We start from the raw sequence: 17,250 nt of genomic DNA, 5'->3' as shown, positions 1-17,250 counted from the left end.
TACTGGGTTTTCATGGAGAATCCGTCGTCTGATTCAGGCTTTTAAAAAACAGTTCTGCCTGCTCCCAGTCCTCAGGGGTGTCAATGTCCTGGGCAAGATATCTTGGGATGATCAGGCCACGGGTATGATTTCCAAAAATCGAGTCTGTATTTAAAAATGATTTGGTTTTTCCCCAGTAAAACTGGCCCACATCGTGAAAGGCTTCGGGCAGATCCTGGGTCCTTGCGTTCAGGTTTTCGGGCCAGAACATTTCAATTTTTTTGTCTGAGGCAAGTTTCAGTGCCCTGAAAATGCAAGAGGGAAAACTGGTCACAGGAAATGCAAAATTGATATTTTTTTCTTTTAAGGCCTCATACCCTTTTTTCAGATCTTGTTGCCGGACAAAGGGCGCTGTGGGGTAGATGCAGCAGGCAAGATCATAAACTCGGTCATTTCTATTGAGCCATTGAATGGCATGGTTGATGACATCTATGGTGGTGGCATAATCGTCGGCAAGGGATGCAGGCCGGACAAAGGGAACTTCAGCTCCACATTCAACAGCTGTTTTGGCAATCTCGTCGTCATCTGTGGAGACAATGATTTTGTCGAACAGACCTGATTTAAGGGCAGTCTCAATAGAATAAGCCATCATGGGTTTGCCGCAGAAAAATTTGATGTTCTTTCTGGGGATCCGTTTACTCCCCCCCCCCCTTGCAGGTATGATGGCAACTGCCTTTGATACGTTCATTTTTTGATGGTCTCGTTGTATCCAAGAATTTCATTTTTTGACAGAAAATGGGGGTTTGTTCCGGAGTTGTATTCAAATCCCTGTTTGACATGATTTCCTTTTTCTTCAAGGTTGTTCATGGTTTGGTCCACTTTTTTTCCCCTGAATCTAATGGAGGGCAGGATAATGAAATGGTCCTCAAATTCAACGGTTAAGTGGGAATCATCCGCCGGGCACATGACCTCGTGAAGTTTTTCCTCGGGTCGTATGCCGATAATTTTCTGGGGGATGTCCGGGGCCATGGCAGAGGCCAGATCCATGATTTTCACAGACGGAATTTTGGGGACATAAATTTCGCCCCCTGACATGCGTTTAAAATTTTTAATAACAAAATCTACCCCCTCTTGAAGGGTGATCCAGAACCGTGTCATGTCTTTGTCAGTGACGGGCAGATGATCTGTTTTTTCTTTGATGAGTTTTTCAAAAAAAGGGACCACAGATCCCCTGGACCCCACCACATTTCCGTATCTGACCACTGAAAAGACGGTTTTTTTGGTACCGGCAAAGTTGTTGGCCGCCACAAAGAGCTTGTCCGAGCAGAGTTTGGTGGCCCCGTACAGGTTAATGGGATTGGCCGCCTTGTCCGTGGACAGGGCAATTACCTTTTCAACGTTGTTCTGCAAGGCCGCATGGATGACATTTTCAGCACCTGTTATATTGGTTTTAATGCATTCTGTGGGGTTGTATTCGGCTGCGGGCACCTGTTTTAAGGCGGCTGCATGGATGACATAGTCGATGCCGTTCATGGCCATGGTCAGCCTTTCCTTGTCCCTGACATCCCCGATAAAATACCGCATGCATTTTTGGTTGAATACCTGGCTCATTTCAAACTGCTTGAGTTCATCCCTGGAAAAGACGACAATTCTTTTGGGCTTGTACCGGCTGATGAGCGTTTCAGTGAATTTATTGCCAAAAGAACCTGTGCCGCCGGTAATTAAAATGGATTTATTGTTAAGCATGTTTAAACATCCTTAGGTTAAATATTTGCCATGGATTTGGCCAGTCTTGCCGTATTTAAAGCTTCCCGGCTTATTTTTTCTTTTTTATAAAAAGCGTCCTGGGTTTCCCAAAGATGGCCCTGCCATTTTCCGTAAAACTGGACAGCCTCGTTCGGATTTGTTTGTTTGCAGTCCGTGAGAGCTGTCAGGCAGACCTTGGGCAGATAAGTACACCCTTCCTTGTTTGTTTTGCCGTGTTCAAGGCAAAGATCCATGAAAGAGTATGACCCAGTGATGTCCGGTTAGGTTTTTGCTTGCTCAATAATTTTTTGATCTTTGACAATATTGTCCCTGTTTGAACTATGAGAGCCCTGCTTCTCGCAGCCAAACAGGTCATTTAGAATGGCGGTTCGCAGCTGCCGAACTCTTTTGATCGTGACCTTTTCATTAAACTGTTTTTGGCAATGGATTGCCAGTAACAGGTAAGTGATAAGGCCGCCAAGAATCTGAACCATAAGGCCGTATTCACTGCGGGCAATGAGATGATATACCTTCAGATGTTCTTTCCACCATTTGAAAAAATCCTCAATGGTCCACCGGAGTTTATAAATTGTTGCTATTTGTTCCGCTGTTAAATCATGCCTGTCAGTTGCCACATAGTATTTGACGCCAGCAATTTTATAGCCAACAACCCGAACAGGCCTTTTCGTCTGGTTTTGATTCGGAGTACCAAGTTTAACCAGTGCATCATAAAAAATGTAGCTGTCGGAAGGGGTCTCGTGGTTATCAATAATTGTTCTTGTTGTCCTGGTTTTTATACGGCAGACAAAATGTTTGCCTTGCTCCTGAAGCAGGTCAAATTCTTTATGGGATTGATATCCACGATCCATAACACCTGTTTGCCCCTTGGAAAGTATTTTGGGAACAAAAGTGCGTTCAGCGCCGTTGCCTTCAGTCAAAAAGATTTTGTTTGGGATTCCGTGATTAATGTCAAATCCGCAATGTACTTTGGCTTTTTTACTTCCTTTTCTGTAGTTCGCCCAGTGCATTGAAAGGACTGCATTTATGAGACTACCGTCAATGGAAACCAACTCTCCTAACTCGGCGTGTTCACCCGGATGACACTCAAGAGCCTGTTTATAAAGATCCTCAAAGATAAATTGCAGTTGTTCGAGTCCCCTGTGATTGATGGCTTCACAGAAACTACTACGGCTGATACCACCGTCTGGCGCAATATTTTCTTTAGCAAAAACATTCTCCTTGAGATCCTGAATTAAATGTCGGGCAGACTTGTGCTCCTGAAGATGGAAATAAACCAAAGCATTTATCTGGTCTTCGAATGTCATTTTTAAAGGGCGGTCTCCTCGAGATTGTAATTCCGGTGCTTTTGAAAGTGACTTTATCAGAGGGCACCTGAAATTGTCAAAGTTCAGGGACCGTAGTTGTTTTTTAGGGACTGAGATGTGCGTCATTTGAGCTCCTTGAGTTAAATTTTCAAGGCGCACAAAAATTTTTACGCACATTTGTCAACACAAAACCGACTGTTTTTTCAATGATTTTAGATGCTTTTTATATGCAACAACCTAACCGGACACTACTGAGTATGACCCGGTTTTTTCATTGAATCCGCCCATGGTTAAAAATTGGGAACGATGAACGGCAATGAGGTGATCAATCATTTGAAATTGGTTTTCCTTTTGAGCCTTGGGAAAATCAGCCGGCAGGTATTGGTAAGGACAGACCGGGGCGTTATTTTTATCCCGGAGTTTAGATGACAAAGCCAGTTTTTCATGGGTAAAAGGGTGTCTTTCATGAAAATCAGGAAGGTGCCGGAGGCAAGGCAGGCCGCCGTGTTCATCATCCCTGTCAGGGTCTGACCCTCTTTTATGGAAAGCCGGATCAGATCTCCTTTAAGGGTGTCTAAGATGCCAATCGCCTCCTTTGATAAATTTGGGGGTTCAATGAGGATCACCTCAAAGCTGCCGCTGTTTTCCGAATGTACGGCAAGGGCCTCAAGCTGCCTTAATATCTCGTTTGGGTGTTGGGGCAGTTCAAGGATGATGGACCAGTCTTTGGACGTGTTTGCCGATGAATTAAGGGAGGCTTGGGCAGATCTTAGGTTTGCTTTAATGACCTGTTTAGAAATATCCACCACCCGTTCAATGGCATTTTTCGTTCCTGAAAGCTCATCTTTCAGATACTGGTCAATATCTTTTGGGTCTGTAAGCCCGGAAAAATCTTTGTTTTTCAAAACTGCTGTTCCAAAGGCTTGGGGTGTCATTTTTGCCGCCACATTGAACTCGGTAAATGAATAGGGCAGTTTCTGGGTCATTTTAATGTCCAGAAGCACCAGGGGTTTGCCGAAGAACAGGGCCTCCAGCCCTGTGGTGCTGGCCTGGGCAAGCAGGACCACGTCACTCATGGACAAAAGATCGTACAGGGGGTCATCCCCTGAAAATGTGGTGATGACGGATTGGTAGGGCTTGGGGATCAGGGAAATCCAATGGGCCACCTGTTCGTATTTGGCTGCCGGGTGAAATTTGATAAAAAGCCTGCTCTCCTTTGATTCAGCCACAGCCTTAAAAAGGGGATGCAATTGGGTGATTTCCGGGATCTCTCCTGAAAAAAGAAGGAGGATGGCAAGTTTGTTTTCACATTGATATTCTTTGCTTTTTTTCTTCCGAATCCCATGTTCTGCCTGGCGTTTGATTTCCCCTGCTAAATGGGTATTGCCCACTTCGATGATCCGGTTTGCCGGGGCTTCATAATCTGCAAGCTTGCGTTTGATTCGATTGCCCCAGACCAGGTTGAATGTGGAGTGCTGCAAATGCCCGGTATAGGCATAGTCCATTCCGTAGTATAGGCCTTCTTGAAAGGTCAAAATCGGTACATTGAATTTTTTGGCCCAAAAGGCAAACATCTTTCCCCAGCGGTTGAGTTCGTGAAGGGCAAGACAGAGGTCGGGCTTGTTTTTTTTGATGGCGTTTTTAAATCCCACATATTCCATGGCCGTGGAATAGATGGTTTTGTCCGTGACCGTGACAGGGGGTGTTGAGTACAGATAGCTTTGTTTTAAGCTGTTTGAAAAAACCTGTCTCAAACGCTGATAGTTTTCCTGGATTTCATCCTGGTCTTTTTCACAGACCCAGTCAAACACATGGGTATACTCCAGGCCCAGGTTGATGGCGGTTATTTCCTGGGATCTTTCAGCCTGGCCGACCAGGTAAAGAACCTTGGCCCCTTGTCTGGCAAGCTGTTCAACAACAGGGAAGATAAACCGGGTATGGTGGGCCAGGGCAATATAGACCAGAATGGTTTTATTCTTCCAGAAATCAGACATCTCTTTCCTTTGTTTTGACCATCATCATTAAAATATCGGCCAGTTCAATTTTAAATGGGTGGGAGAGAATCAATTGTTCAACAAAGGTTCGCAATTTATGTTTGTCCTTTGTTCTTTTTTTGTTTCCCCGAAGAATTTCAGGCATATATGGATCAAATATAATACAGGGAAGCTCTTTTTCGCCGATGAGGGTGTTGAGTCCTGCAGAACAGGCCACAACAGCATCGGCCATCATCATTTCCCAGGTGTTGTTCATGTTGTGGAATGAATGGGAGCCGAACTGGGCTAGCTCTTTTTCATATATGGTTTCAATCATCTGTTCATGGGTATAGCTGCCCCGGACCTGGTCGTTTCCCACACTGAACATCAGGTGGAGTTTTTGTCCCAGGGGGGCTAAAACCTGGATCAGTTTTTTATACTCATAAATCATGGCCACATTGTGGGGCAGGTAAAGCACGGTTCTGTCGGCCGGTATCGCATTCAGGTTCCGGTAATGATAGCTGGTCTTGACCCCGTTTAAATGAAAACTTGTGGCAACAGAGGTGAAGATCGCAGCTTCGTAAGGCGGCACCTGCCAGATATTATTGTGGCCAAGCTGTTTCTTTAAGTATGCGCAGGTCTCAGGATACCGGGTGATGACCCCGTCCACCAGGGATGGGGCAAGGGGCCATTGGGTATCCAAAGGCAGAAGTTCATACCCGATCACCGGGATTTTGTTCTGTCTGGCCCAGAGGGTGGCTGCATGAAAATTGGTCTCCTCAATTTCCGAAGAGCCTAAAGGAGAGGGGATCTGGAGGACGATTGCACAGGTGTTATCTGGCGGGGCGATATCAAGAGTGGTCATCCGGGTATTGCCCCCCCCAGGTCATCTAAAAGCAGGACATCTGAAATGAGCAGGCCCTGGCTGAAACAGGCCCCTTCAAGCGCCTGCTTTTTGGCTTCAAAGACTTTGTCTGAAAAGGCGGCTGTCCGGGTGACGGTTTTATAAACCGTGGGGCTCAGGGCCTTTAGTTTATCCATTTCCCCCGCAGAGGTCTCCGGCACCCAGAATTCCAGGCTGATATGATTTTCCACCCGTGTCTGCAAGGTTTTTAAAAAATCGACAATTACCGGTGTGGTCTGGTTGGCCTGGATGATCCAGATGATGTTTTTATTTGGTTTCAACGGATACCATCCCTGAGAAGGGGTTTATGGTTCTGCCTGGTATGCATTCTCATGAATATAGTTGGATTTGGTTTCATTATCAACATAAAATTCCTATTGGTTCCGACCAGGCGTGTTTCTTTTGAAGATAAGACTTTGATGTCCGACTATCGGGTGATCCAGGCCTTTCCATGCCTTTGGCAACATGTCTCTGGATGGTTATGGCCTTGACGGTGTTCAAAATATTGACGGTTTCTTCCAGGGCAGCGTCAGTAATTTGAACAATCGAGATCCCGTCATTGGTATTTTTAATGGCTTGTCCAAGCCCCCTTGTCTGTGAGTTGAGGGCGTCGGCAATCATTCTTTTGGAATTGCCATCATCAGCTTTGCTGATCTTGAGTCCGCTTGATATCCGCTCCAGATAGCCTGGAAGCCGGGCCAACCTATTATTTAGAATTTTTAGTGCCATGTGTTAATCAATTGCAAACAGGGTAAGCCTCTTATTAAAATCTAATAGTCATCTTTTGAGCACAACCCATACTCAAATGGGAAATTTTCTGGATAAAATATAGCAAAGAACGTACCAAAAAGGACGGGTTGCTATGACCTTGATTTTAAAGCCGATCTATTTTTAATGGAGGGTAAGGGCTGGATTTGAGGGTATAATCTTCCGGTATCATTCCAAGGGGCGGCAATAATTTCATCTTTCCAAAACATGCCATGGCCGGGCATGGGAAAACAAGGGGATAAAAAGTTGTAAAAAAGAGTTGACAAACCCCCTTAAAACATATAGATTGCCCCTGTTTTTCGGAACTGCCTACGGGCCGTTAACTCAGTTGGTAGAGTATCTGCCTTTTAAGCAGAGAGTCGCTGGTTCGAGCCCAGCACGGCCCACCAGCACTTAGGCTTCCAGAAAACCCATGCGTCCCCATCGTCTAGCCTGGTCCAGGACACCGGCCTTTCACGCCGGCGACAGGGGTTCGAATCCCCTTGGGGACGCCACTTAGACTATCAAGGCTTTCAGCAATCTGCTGAAAGCCTTTTTGCTTTTTTGGGCAACCTTCGTTCTAATTTGTTTTTTCTATTTTTTGTTATTTCAAGGCCTGGTTGCCGGGCTGTTGAACCAATGAGTCTGGATTGTGTCTTTATCTCCTGAGCACAGTGTTTTTTTATCCTTATGTTTTCTGTTTTTTTTGCTTTGTTGACGGTAACCGATATTGAGGTTATTAAGAACAATAAGTAAGACTGATATTTAATCCCTTCTTTAAGATAAAAGGCAATTGAACCTATGGCTCTAAAAAATGATGAATCAATAGTTTCCGATCTTCTGCCTCAATTACCGAAAGACGCTTCAAGGATTGTTGAGTTCGGACTATGCCCGACAGATATTTTTAAATTCTATAGTGAGGCTAATCCGGCAGTTGATTATTATGCCGTAAACCATTTGCTAAGAAAAAAGGCAATCGCATTAAAACCACGTAAAGGTGGCGTGACTGATATTATAGGTAATGCAGAGAGCCTGTCTTTAAAGGAAATGGGTGTTGCAAGGAAAAGTGTTGATTGCATTATTCTATTAAATGTCTTGGAAAATATGATCGACCCATGGTCATTTATGAATCATCAGGTCGAGTATTTATCTGAAAACGGAATGATTATAGCCGTTTTTCAAAATTTTGGTCACTGGTCAACTATTTATAATCTTATCGTTGGCAAATGGTTTTTTAAAGATAATTATGTCTCTTCAAAAGAACGGATTCGTTTTTTTTCAGCCGCTACGATTTCCGAACTTTTTGAAATGTCTGGACTTCGAATTACCAAATATTTTCGAAGAATCCTAAAAGATAATAAATACCAGTCCTTTTTTTCTGCTTTTTCAAACGCCTTCCAGCAATTGAACGTAGATTTAACAAGGTTTGAGGAGCAGGCAACAACACTAAAGTATATTGTTCCGGCAAAAAAAGATTCAAAAAACCTTGGTAAGGAAATGAATTCATCTTGTCAAAAAGATCACAGAGATATGAAAAATGCTATTTTAGATCAGTGATGTCGAGGGCGTTCAAAATTCTGTGTCAGTTGAATCAAAGCTGATATACTCAGCTAAATAAGGAGAACTGACATGACCGAAGAAAACACCGAATTTGATTTTCAAAAAGCCCTTAAAGGCATCCAGGAAGGTAAACCCTTCACAGGTAAGGGCGGCGTCCTTAAATCATTAATCAAAAATCTTGCTGAAGCTGCTCTTGAAGGAGAGTTGGAGTCCCATCTTGGGCAGGAAGTTTCTGCCAACCGCCGTAATGGAAAAAGCAAAAAGACCATTAAATCCCTGGATGGTAAATTTGAGCTGGAAACCCCGCGTGACAGGGCCGGAACCTTCTCTCCACAGATCGTCAAAAAACATCAGACAACGCTCAGCGATGAAATTGAAAGAAAGATAATAGCCCTTTACGGCCTGGGCATGAGTTATAATGATATGGCTTCCCATTTACAGGAAATCTATGGACTTGAGATTTCAAATGCCACTCTGAGCACCATTACCGATAAAATCATCCATACCGTCAAAGAATGGCAGGCCAGGCCGTTGGAAAATGTGTACCCAATCGTATGGCTTGATGCCATACATTATAAAGTACGAGAAAACGGAAAGGTCGGCAGCAAAGCCGTTTACACAATTCTTGGGGTGAATATCGAGGGCCGCAAAGAGGTTCTTGGGCTGTACATATCCGAGAATGAGGGTGCGAACTTCTGGCTGCAGGTGTTAACAGACCTTTCAAACCGAGGGGTAAAAGATATCCTGATTGCCTGTGTTGATGGTCTAAAAGGTTTACCCGAGGCCATTGAGACCATATTCCCGGACACAGAAGTTCAACTCTGCGTAGTCCACCAGATCCGAAATTCATTGAAATACGTTGGTTCCAAAAATAAAAAGGAATTTATGGCAGATCTAAAACGTGTTTATAAAGCGGTCAATAAGGATCTGGCCGAAGAAGAACTGGATATCTTGGAAAATAAATGGAATGACAAATACCCGATTGTGATAAAATCCTGGCGGAACAACTGGGAACGCCTCAGTCATTTCTTTAAATATCCAGAAGAGATTCGACGGATAATATACACCACAAATACCATTGAGGCTGTGCATCGACAGTTTCGAAAACTGACCAAAACAAAGGGATCATTCCCGAACCAGGACAGCCTGTTAAAGCTGCTTTACATGGGGATCCAGAACGCCAGTAAAAAATGGACAATGCCGATTCAAAATTGGTCACTGACAATTTCCCAGTTGGCAATTTTCTTTGAAGGCCGGCTGGATAAAGAGCTGGGAATTTGATAGGGATTTATTTACAGATGGAAAAGATGGTTCCAGGAACTCCACTCCAGCAAAAGTCAACTCCTCCGACGTGGCTGATTGAAGGCCCATTCTCGGACCTGACTTTTACTTCCGCTGGCGCTGAGGCAGATCCGGGAACCGAAACCGTGACACAGAATTCTGAACATTCCCGTGATGTCCGGTTAGGTTTTTGCTTGCTCAATAATTTTTTGATCTTTGACAATATTGTCCCTGTTTGAACTATGAGAGCCCTGCTCCTCGCAGCCAAACAGGTCATTTAGAATGGCGGTTCGCAGCTGCCGAACTCTTTTGATCGTGACCTTTTCATTAAACTGTTTTTGGCAATGGATTGCCAGTAACAGGTAAGTGATAAGGCCGCCAAGAATCTGAACCATAAGGCCGTATTCACTGCGGGCAATGAGATGATATACCTTCAGATGTTCTTTCCACCATTTGAAAAAATCCTCAATGGTCCACCGGAGTTTATAAATTGTTGCTATTTGTTCCGCTGTTAAATCATGCCTGTCAGTTGCCACATAGTATTTGACGCCAGCAATTTTATAGCCAACAACCCGAACAGGCCTTTTCGTCTGGTTTTGATTCGGAGTACCAAGTTTAACCAGTGCATCATAAAAAATGTAGCTGTCGGAAGGGGTCTCGTGGTTATCAATAATTGTTCTTGTTGTCCTGGTTTTTATACGGCAGACAAAATGTTTGCCTTGCTCCTGAAGCAGGTCAAATTCTTTATGGGATTGATATCCACGATCCATAACACCTGTTTGCCCCTTGGAAAGTATTTTGGGAACAAAAGTGCGTTCAGCGCCGTTGCCTTCAGTCAAAAAGATTTTGTTTGGGATTCCGTGATTAATGTCAAATCCGCAATGTACTTTGGCTTTTTTACTTCCTTTTCTGTAGTTCGCCCAGTGCATTGAAAGGACTGCATTTATGAGACTACCGTCAATGGAAACCAACTCTCCTAACTCGGCGTGTTCACCCGGATGACACTCAAGAGCCTGTTTATAAAGATCCTCAAAGATAAATTGCAGTTGTTCGAGTCCCCTGTGATTGATGGCTTCACAGAAACTACTACGGCTGATACCACCGTCTGGCGCAATATTTTCTTTAGCAAAAACATTCTCCTTGAGATCCTGAATTAAATGTCGGGCAGACTTGTGCTCCTGAAGATGGAAATAAACCAAAGCATTTATCTGATCTTCGAATGTCATTTTTAAAGGGCGGTCTCCTCGAGATTGTAATTCCGGTGCTTTTGAAAGTGACTTTATCAGAGGGCACCTGAAATTGTCAAAGTTCAGGGACCGTAGTTGTTTTTTAGGGACTGAGATGTGCGTCATTTGAGCTCCTTGAGTTAAGTTTTCAAGGCGCACAAAAATTTTTACGCACATTTGTCAACACAAAACCGACTGTTTTTTCAATGATTTTAGATGCTTTTTATACGCAACAACCTAACCGGACACTACTGATTATACACATAATTTTTTGCCCCAGTTACCTGAAAAGGCTTCAAGAGCCCTCTGTGACAATGTGAGTGAGACACTTACCCATTGATAAATTAGTGTAGGGCGGGTAAGGATTATTACTTATGAAACCGATAAAAATGAACCTACTACCTGAATCCGAAAATCAGGCAGCCCCCAAGGAGGCCCCAATGGAAGGAGCCCATGGGGCGACTGAAGTTGGGGCCTCCTTGGGGAGCCAGGATTCAATCCCTGATCCTGAAGTACCTGAAAAAAAACCCCGGCGTAGATTCGTTGCTTCTTATAAACTGCGTATTCTCCAAGAGATTGAAAATTGTACCGAAATCGGAGGGATCGGCAAGATTCTTCGAAGAGAAGGCCTTTATTCATCAAATTTAACCGATTGGCGCAAAGCTCGGGACAAAGGACTTCTCAATGCCATGGCACCTCGAAAACGAGGAAGGAAACCAAAAAAGAAAAACCCATTGGCCATAGAGGTCGCCAGACTTCAAAAAGAGAAATTCAAATTAGAGCACAAGCTAAAGCAGGCGAAACTCATCATTGAAGCTCAAAAAAAAATTTCTCAGATCCTGGGAATCCAGCAGAATCTGGACGACCTCAAAGGAGAAGACTTATGAATGCCGCCCTAACGTTAAGTTGCGATATTGGAAAAAAGCCTTCATGTGAGGCTTTCGGTATTCCCCGATCATCTTTTTACAGATTTCATTCTCCAAAAAAACATATTGGAGTTAGTCGGACCGGATCTCCCCTTTCTTTGAATTCTGATGAACAACAAACGGTTTTGGATATTTTACATTCTGAAAAATATCAAGATCGAGCCCCATATCAGGTATATGCTTCTCTTCTTGATAACGGGCAATACTATTGTTCCATCAGAACGATGTATCGGCTTCTTCACAAAGAACATGGTTCTGTGCCGGAGCGAAGACGGCAGGTAAATCGCCCGAAATATAAAAAACCTGAATTGCTGGCAACCGGACCTAATCAGGTTTGGTCCTGGGATATTACCAAGTTGAAAAGTGTCACAAAATGGACCTACTTCTATCTATATGTAATCATGGATATTTTCAGCAGGTATGTTGTCGGCTGGATGGTCGCCCATAGAGAACAAACAGCATTGGCCAAAAAGCTAATTGAAAAGTCCTGTGAAAACCAGAAGATATTACCCGGTCAGCTTGGGCTACATGCAGATCGGGGAGCCAGTATGAAATCCAAAGGGGTTGCCCAGCTTCTTGTCGATTTAGGGGTAACCAAAACCCACAGTCGACCACATGTCAGCAATGATAACCCATACTCTGAAGCCCAGTTTAAAACATTGAAATATTGTCCACAATTTCCCAAAACTTTTGGTGCTATTCAGGATGCAAGAACCTTCTGCCAGGATTTTTTTGGATACTACAACAAAGAGCATTACCATTCTGGTATTGGCCTGGTAACCCCAGAACAATTTCATTATGGCATTGCTAAAGATATTTATGAATCTCGCTGCCGAACATTGGAGGATGCATTTATTCAAAACCCAAAACGATTTAAGGGAAAAATACCGAGGCCACCGGCTTTACCAGAAGAAGCCTGGATTAACAAACCGGAACAAAAAGAGAAGGATATTATTGGAGCTTAATTTTAGGCATAGAGTGTCTCATTGTCATTGACACATTCCGGAGTTGTTGAATTCGGACAATTTTCGACAGATATTTTTAAACTTTATAGTGCAGCCAATCCTGAAACGGATTACTACGCGGTAAACCATTCTTTGGAAAGAAAGCAAATCGTATCAAAAATAAACAAGGATGGATTGAAGCTCATCAGTGGTAATGCAGAGTGTTTGAATTTAGAAGAATTGGGGATTGCAAAAAAAAGTGTTGATTGCATTCTATTATTGAATGTTCTGGAAAGTATGATTGATCCTTGGAAATTTCTGACCTCCCTGATAGATTTCTTATCTGAAAACGGAATGATTGTTGCGGTTTTCCAAAATTGGGGTCACTGGTCTACAATTTACAATCTAATCCAAGGCGTCTGGGAATATGGAAATGATCAATTGCCAAGCAATGAGCATATCCGTTTTTATAATTTTTCTACCATAAGTGATCTATTTGATGGCGTGGGGTACCATGTCCTGAATTTTGACCGGTTATACAATCAAGATATAAAGTATCAAGCCTTCGCCTCTATCCTATCAAACCCTTTCAAACAATTGAATTTCGATATGGAAAAATTTGAGGAGCAGGCACTAACTCAAAAATATGTTATCCGGGCAAAAGTCAAAGAAGCGACAGGCACTATGAAGGTAAGTAATCTTTATTTTCAAGAAATTTGCAAGGCCATGAAAGGAGATGTGCTGAATATCGGTTCATCTGATGATCAGGATAAAATGGGCGGTTGTTACGAAAATTATTTTAAGAATAAAGCATCCTACACCAAATTAGATTTTAACCAAAGTCTTCAAGCCGATATTGTAGGAAATATTGAAAATTTGAAAGGCGTTGTTTCAGATGAATCATATGATGTCGTATTTTGCATCTGGGTTCTCGAACATGTTAAAGATATACTGTCCGCCATTTCTGAATTGCACAGAATATTACGACCAAACGGATATTTTATATTTGGGGTACCTCTGAATTTAAAATTTCACTCTTTCCCTGATGATTATCATCGATACACTCTTTCAGGATTTCAGGAGTTACTCAAAGATAAATTTAAAATGATTGAAATTAAATCATCCGGGCCGGAAGAGCCTTACCAGCATGACAGCCGGCTTAACCTTTTTGGCAGTATCCCAGATATGGCTCCTTCGGGATATATGGGCATGTGTCAGAAAATATGACAGATGCTATTGCCCATGATTTAATAATCACAAACTTTTTGCCTATTTTAAAATAAATCAGATAAAGTAAGATGCAAAAGAATAGTAATAGGGTCTCATCCTCTGAGAGAAAGGTGGTTCATCCGATTAATGCGTACCTTTTATTGTGAAGGTCCAAAAGTTTCAACCTGAAAAACTCCGAATCCCTGTATCCATAAGCTTTCCGTTTCATGGTTTTTATCTTGTTATTTGTCCCTTCTAAAGGACCTGTAGATATCCTGTAATCATAGTATGAAAGGATTCTTTGCCTGTGCACAGCCAAGGTCTTGGCAAATTTCATCAACATTGGAATTTTGGAAATATTGGCCAGATTGATCCAATTGCTGACTATCTTTTCAGCTGTTTCTTTTTTCTTTTGATTCCATATTTGCCTGAGTTCCTCTTTCATGTAGTAGACTACCAATAGCGGCTGATTTATTTTCAATGCTTCTTCTAACCGTTGGGCCTCCTTCTTGTCATCACTGAGGTTTTCGGGATTTTTTAACAAAAGCCACCGGACTCCCTTCAGAAGTTTTTGTTGCCCGGTATTGGCAAGAAGGTTGTAGAGCTTTCGCCTGAAATCCGACAGTTTCTCATTGAACAATTTAACAACATGAAATCTGTCAAAGACAATTGCTGAACCAGAAAGATTTTCAATAACAGCACTCAAGTATGCCGGGGACATATCGATGCTGACGGCTTTGATTTTTGCTTTCGATATTTTCACTTTTGTCCAAAAAGATTTCAAAGCTTCACCACCTTTTCCTTCTCCCACGTGCAGAATTCTACCGGATTCCAGATCCATCACGATGGTCAAGTATTTATGCCCTTTCCCTATGGAAATTTCATCTATGGCAATCTGCCGGACTTTCTCAAGGGGGATATTTCGATAACGCCTCAGCAGGTCTTCTTTCTGGATCTGCTTTATCGTATCCCAGCTGATCCTTAAATGGATGGCAATATCTTTGATTGTCATGAACTGAGACAACTCCAAGACATACCGTTCAAAAGCCCGGGTATAGCTTTTCCCCTCCTGGGCAAAGGATAGTTTGATTTGCCGGACAAATTGACAGAACGAACACCAAATTCTCTGGATAGCCGTCCTGAGAATCACGGGTTTTGAACCTACCGGTATTGTTCTGAGATCTCTTGTCACAATCCCTTTCCTGGTGACGGACCTGGAATTACATTCCGGGCATTTTACCGCCTCCGGTTTTGGTATGAGTTCAAAAGTGATTATTCCACCGATGAAACGTGTTGTTTTATAAAAGTAGTCACGAAGGCCAAAGGCATGGTATATGAAGCTTGTGGACATTAATTCATTCTCCGATTTTGTGCGAATAACACAAAAAAATTAGAACATGATCATGTTCACACCATCATTTCAAGCATAAAAATCCTTACTGTGTTATTGCCTTCCCAGTGATGTTTCTCAGTCCAGGTACGCGATTTTCTGATGAACCAGAAAGGTAAAATAATGTCAGAGAAAGATCATTTGAAAATATTGCCCTATGGTCGGCAGTCTGTGGATGAAAATGATGTCAAAGCGGTAATGAACGCCGTGGAGGCCCCGTTTTTGACCACAGGTCCGGGTGTGGCGGAGTTTGAAAAAAAAATGTGTAAAATTACCACGGCCAAATATGCCGTGGCCTGTGCCAGCGGTACTGCGGCCCTCCACCTTGCCTGTATGGCCCTGGGGGTGAAAAACGGGGATCTTGGCCTGACCTCTCCCATCTCTTTTCTGGCCTCTGCCAACTGCGTTGAGTATTGCCGGGGGCAGGCGGATTTTATTGACATTGATCCTTCAACCCTTTGTCTTTCTCCTGAAGATCTGGATAGATATTGTAGAAAAATAAAAGTGCCTGATCTGGTGATCCCGGTTGATTTTGCAGGGGTTCCGGCGGATTTGCCGGCCATCAAAAAATTATCCGATCAATATGGATTCAAGGTGATTGAGGATGCAGCCCATGCCCTTGGGTCCCAATACCAGGATGGGGGGAAAACCTATGACTGCGGTTCCTGTGCCCATACGGATTTGGCTGTGTTTTCCTTTCACCCGGTAAAAACCGTGACCACAGGAGAGGGCGGGGCTGTGATGACCAATGATCAAGGTCTTGCCAAACGGCTGCGCAGGCTCAGAAGTCACGGTATGGAAACCCAAAAGGCCAAACAAGCGGAACAGGGGGACTGGTACTATGAAATGACGGACCTGGGATACAACTACAGGATTACCGACCTTCAATGTGCCCTGGGCATTGCCCAGCTTGAAAAGCTGTCAGCATTCAAAGCTGTCAGCATTCAAAGCCCGGCGCCAGGAGATTGTCTCTTGTTACAACCGGGCCTTTGGGAAGATCGCTTCTTTGATCCTTCCCCCGGACAGATTGGAAGGGCCTGCCTGTCCCCATCTTTACCCTATCCGGATTAAAGGGGGATCTGCTCTGCGGAAAAAAATTTACCAGGCCTTGAGGGCAATGGATATTTATTGTCAGATTCACTATATCCCTATCTATTGGCAACCCTATTATGCTCAAAAGTACAACTATCAAAGGGGAAGATGCCCTGGAGCGGAAACCTACTATTCCCAATGCTTGAGCCTGCCCTTGTTCCCGGCGATGTCTGACTCGGATGTCGGCCGGGTTGTTGAGGGGGTGATAAAAACTTTGGCTCAACTGAATGAATAGGCAGGTTCAACGGGTAAATACCTGATTTGTCAATAAAAAAAATTGACAGGCCCTTGGTTTGGCAGTCTCATTATACCTGGTATGCAGAAGGTGCAAAGCCGGCACTCAACGTTTTAAGTACAGGATATGCCATTATGTTGACCACAATATCCAAAAATTCATCGTTTACGGGATACCCGGGTCAGCAGATCAAATCCACCAATAGTAATATCAGCAGACCTGAACCTTCAGAAGGGCGGTCGGGCGACATTGATCGCGTAAATATTTCCCGGGAAGCAAAGGCCATTGACCAGGTGTACAGTGAAAAGGAAAAAAATCTGGAGGATCGGTATTTCCAAGAATCCCGTCAGCTTGAACGGGAGTATCTCCAGGAAAAAGAAAAGCTTGAGCAGGAATTAAATCAAAAAAAACAGTCTTTGGGTGTCAGTATTTTTGCCTGAAACAGATTGGCCCGGGGGCTATAATTTTTTTTTGCCTTGACTTTAAACCAAGCCATCGGCCCTTATGAAATCTTTTTTTCTTGTCTGGATTCGAATGACAGATCTCAAGGTTGAGTCTGCCCCAAACATAATCCAGGAACCAAGGTTAACGAAAATTAACATTTTTGAGATTGACATCAGGGTGGCAGGTCCATATGTTTATCCAACTTTCTGGCATTTTAATGGATCCGGTATGTTGTTATTCCGGTTGTAAATGAAATAAATCAGCACAAA

17 protein-coding genes and 2 tRNA genes are annotated in these 17,250 nt (G+C 43.3%); 9 read left to right on the top strand and 10 right to left on the bottom strand.

Translation table 11 applies throughout. The annotated features are described in order from the left end of the window. Positions 1–10: 10 nt before the first annotated feature. The 8 genes from pseF to HUN05_20645 form a co-directional block, all read right to left on the bottom strand. Complete coding sequence (pseF, locus tag HUN05_20680; GenBank protein ID WDP87241.1) at positions 11–727, bottom strand: pseudaminic acid cytidylyltransferase; 717 nt, start codon at positions 725–727, stop codon at positions 11–13. After that, positions 724–1,725 (bottom strand): UDP-N-acetylglucosamine 4,6-dehydratase (inverting), encoded by a 1,002-nt coding sequence (gene pseB, locus HUN05_20675; protein ID WDP87240.1) that lies wholly within the window; start codon positions 1,723–1,725, stop codon positions 724–726. Before pseB ends, pseF begins: the two co-directional genes overlap by 4 nt. Positions 1,726–1,742: 17 nt before the next feature. Then, a complete protein-coding gene (locus tag HUN05_20670) occupies positions 1,743–1,979 on the bottom strand; it encodes a hypothetical protein (GenBank protein ID WDP87239.1) in 237 nt (78 codons plus the stop codon). Between the two features lie 27 nt (positions 1,980–2,006). Beyond that, positions 2,007–3,176: an IS4 family transposase gene (locus tag HUN05_20665; protein ID WDP88168.1), complete on the bottom strand. Its 1,170-nt coding sequence runs from the start codon at positions 3,174–3,176 to the stop codon at positions 2,007–2,009. Between the two features lie 203 nt (positions 3,177–3,379). Continuing rightward, entirely contained in the window at positions 3,380–5,044 is a 1,665-nt protein-coding gene (locus tag HUN05_20660) for a glycosyltransferase (protein ID WDP87238.1), read from the bottom strand. Beyond that, positions 5,037–5,888 (bottom strand): hypothetical protein, encoded by an 852-nt coding sequence (locus HUN05_20655; GenBank protein ID WDP87237.1) that lies wholly within the window; start codon positions 5,886–5,888, stop codon positions 5,037–5,039. The genes HUN05_20660 and HUN05_20655 overlap by 8 nt, the downstream gene beginning before the upstream one ends. Beyond that, complete coding sequence (locus HUN05_20650) at positions 5,885–6,208, bottom strand: hypothetical protein (protein WDP87236.1); 324 nt, start codon at positions 6,206–6,208, stop codon at positions 5,885–5,887. Before HUN05_20650 ends, HUN05_20655 begins: the two co-directional genes overlap by 4 nt. A gap of 79 nt (positions 6,209–6,287) precedes the next feature. Further along, positions 6,288–6,656 (bottom strand): hypothetical protein, encoded by a 369-nt coding sequence (locus HUN05_20645; GenBank protein WDP87235.1) that lies wholly within the window; start codon positions 6,654–6,656, stop codon positions 6,288–6,290. A 352-nt stretch (positions 6,657–7,008) separates the two neighbouring features. Between HUN05_20645 and HUN05_20640 the strand changes: the two genes are divergently transcribed. The 4 genes from HUN05_20640 to HUN05_20625 all read left to right on the top strand — a co-directional run bounded on the left by HUN05_20640 (position 7,009) and on the right by HUN05_20625 (position 9,515). Beyond that, positions 7,009–7,084 (top strand) — tRNA-Lys (locus HUN05_20640). 27 nt (positions 7,085–7,111) lie between these two features. Next, a tRNA-Glu gene (locus HUN05_20635) sits at positions 7,112–7,189 on the top strand. Between the two features lie 286 nt (positions 7,190–7,475). Further along, positions 7,476–8,231 (top strand): hypothetical protein, encoded by a 756-nt coding sequence (locus HUN05_20630; protein ID WDP87234.1) that lies wholly within the window; start codon positions 7,476–7,478, stop codon positions 8,229–8,231. A gap of 72 nt (positions 8,232–8,303) precedes the next feature. After that, positions 8,304–9,515, top strand: coding sequence for an IS256 family transposase (locus HUN05_20625; GenBank protein ID WDP87233.1), 1,212 nt, complete (start codon positions 8,304–8,306; stop codon positions 9,513–9,515). 182 nt (positions 9,516–9,697) lie between these two features. Here the strand turns inward: HUN05_20625 and HUN05_20620 are convergent, their stop codons facing one another. Then, positions 9,698–10,867 carry an IS4 family transposase gene (locus tag HUN05_20620; protein WDP88167.1) on the bottom strand — a complete coding sequence of 390 codons (1,170 nt, stop codon included), beginning with the start codon at positions 10,865–10,867 and terminating at the stop codon, positions 9,698–9,700. Between the two features lie 248 nt (positions 10,868–11,115). Between HUN05_20620 and HUN05_20615 the strand changes: the two genes are divergently transcribed. The 3 genes from HUN05_20615 to HUN05_20605 are packed head-to-tail and all read left to right on the top strand — an operon-like array spanning position 11,116 to position 13,838. Continuing rightward, positions 11,116–11,628 (top strand): hypothetical protein, encoded by a 513-nt coding sequence (locus tag HUN05_20615; protein WDP87232.1) that lies wholly within the window; start codon positions 11,116–11,118, stop codon positions 11,626–11,628. Beyond that, positions 11,625–12,632, top strand: a complete 1,008-nt coding sequence (locus HUN05_20610) for an IS3 family transposase (GenBank protein ID WDP87231.1) — start codon at positions 11,625–11,627, stop codon at positions 12,630–12,632. The genes HUN05_20615 and HUN05_20610 overlap by 4 nt, the downstream gene beginning before the upstream one ends. A 21-nt stretch (positions 12,633–12,653) precedes the next feature. Then, complete coding sequence (locus tag HUN05_20605; GenBank protein WDP87230.1) at positions 12,654–13,838, top strand: methyltransferase domain-containing protein; 1,185 nt, start codon at positions 12,654–12,656, stop codon at positions 13,836–13,838. Between the two features lie 118 nt (positions 13,839–13,956). Here the strand turns inward: HUN05_20605 and HUN05_20600 are convergent, their stop codons facing one another. Further along, positions 13,957–15,171 carry an ISL3 family transposase gene (locus HUN05_20600; protein WDP87229.1) on the bottom strand — a complete coding sequence of 405 codons (1,215 nt, stop codon included), beginning with the start codon at positions 15,169–15,171 and terminating at the stop codon, positions 13,957–13,959. A 162-nt stretch (positions 15,172–15,333) separates the two neighbouring features. Between HUN05_20600 and HUN05_20595 the strand changes: the two genes are divergently transcribed. Further along, complete coding sequence (locus HUN05_20595) at positions 15,334–16,281, top strand: DegT/DnrJ/EryC1/StrS family aminotransferase (protein WDP87228.1); 948 nt, start codon at positions 15,334–15,336, stop codon at positions 16,279–16,281. A 390-nt stretch (positions 16,282–16,671) separates the two neighbouring features. Continuing rightward, the gene (locus tag HUN05_20590) at positions 16,672–16,977 is read left to right on the top strand and encodes a hypothetical protein (protein WDP87227.1); all 306 of its coding nucleotides are present in this window, start codon (positions 16,672–16,674) and stop codon (positions 16,975–16,977) included. The last annotated feature ends 273 nt before the right edge of the window (positions 16,978–17,250 follow it).

The organism is Desulfobacter sp., from assembly GCA_028768545.1.
In the GTDB taxonomy this organism is placed as follows: Bacteria; Desulfobacterota; Desulfobacteria; order Desulfobacterales; family Desulfobacteraceae; genus Desulfobacter.
This window is presented reverse-complemented; position numbering and strand designations above follow the sequence as displayed.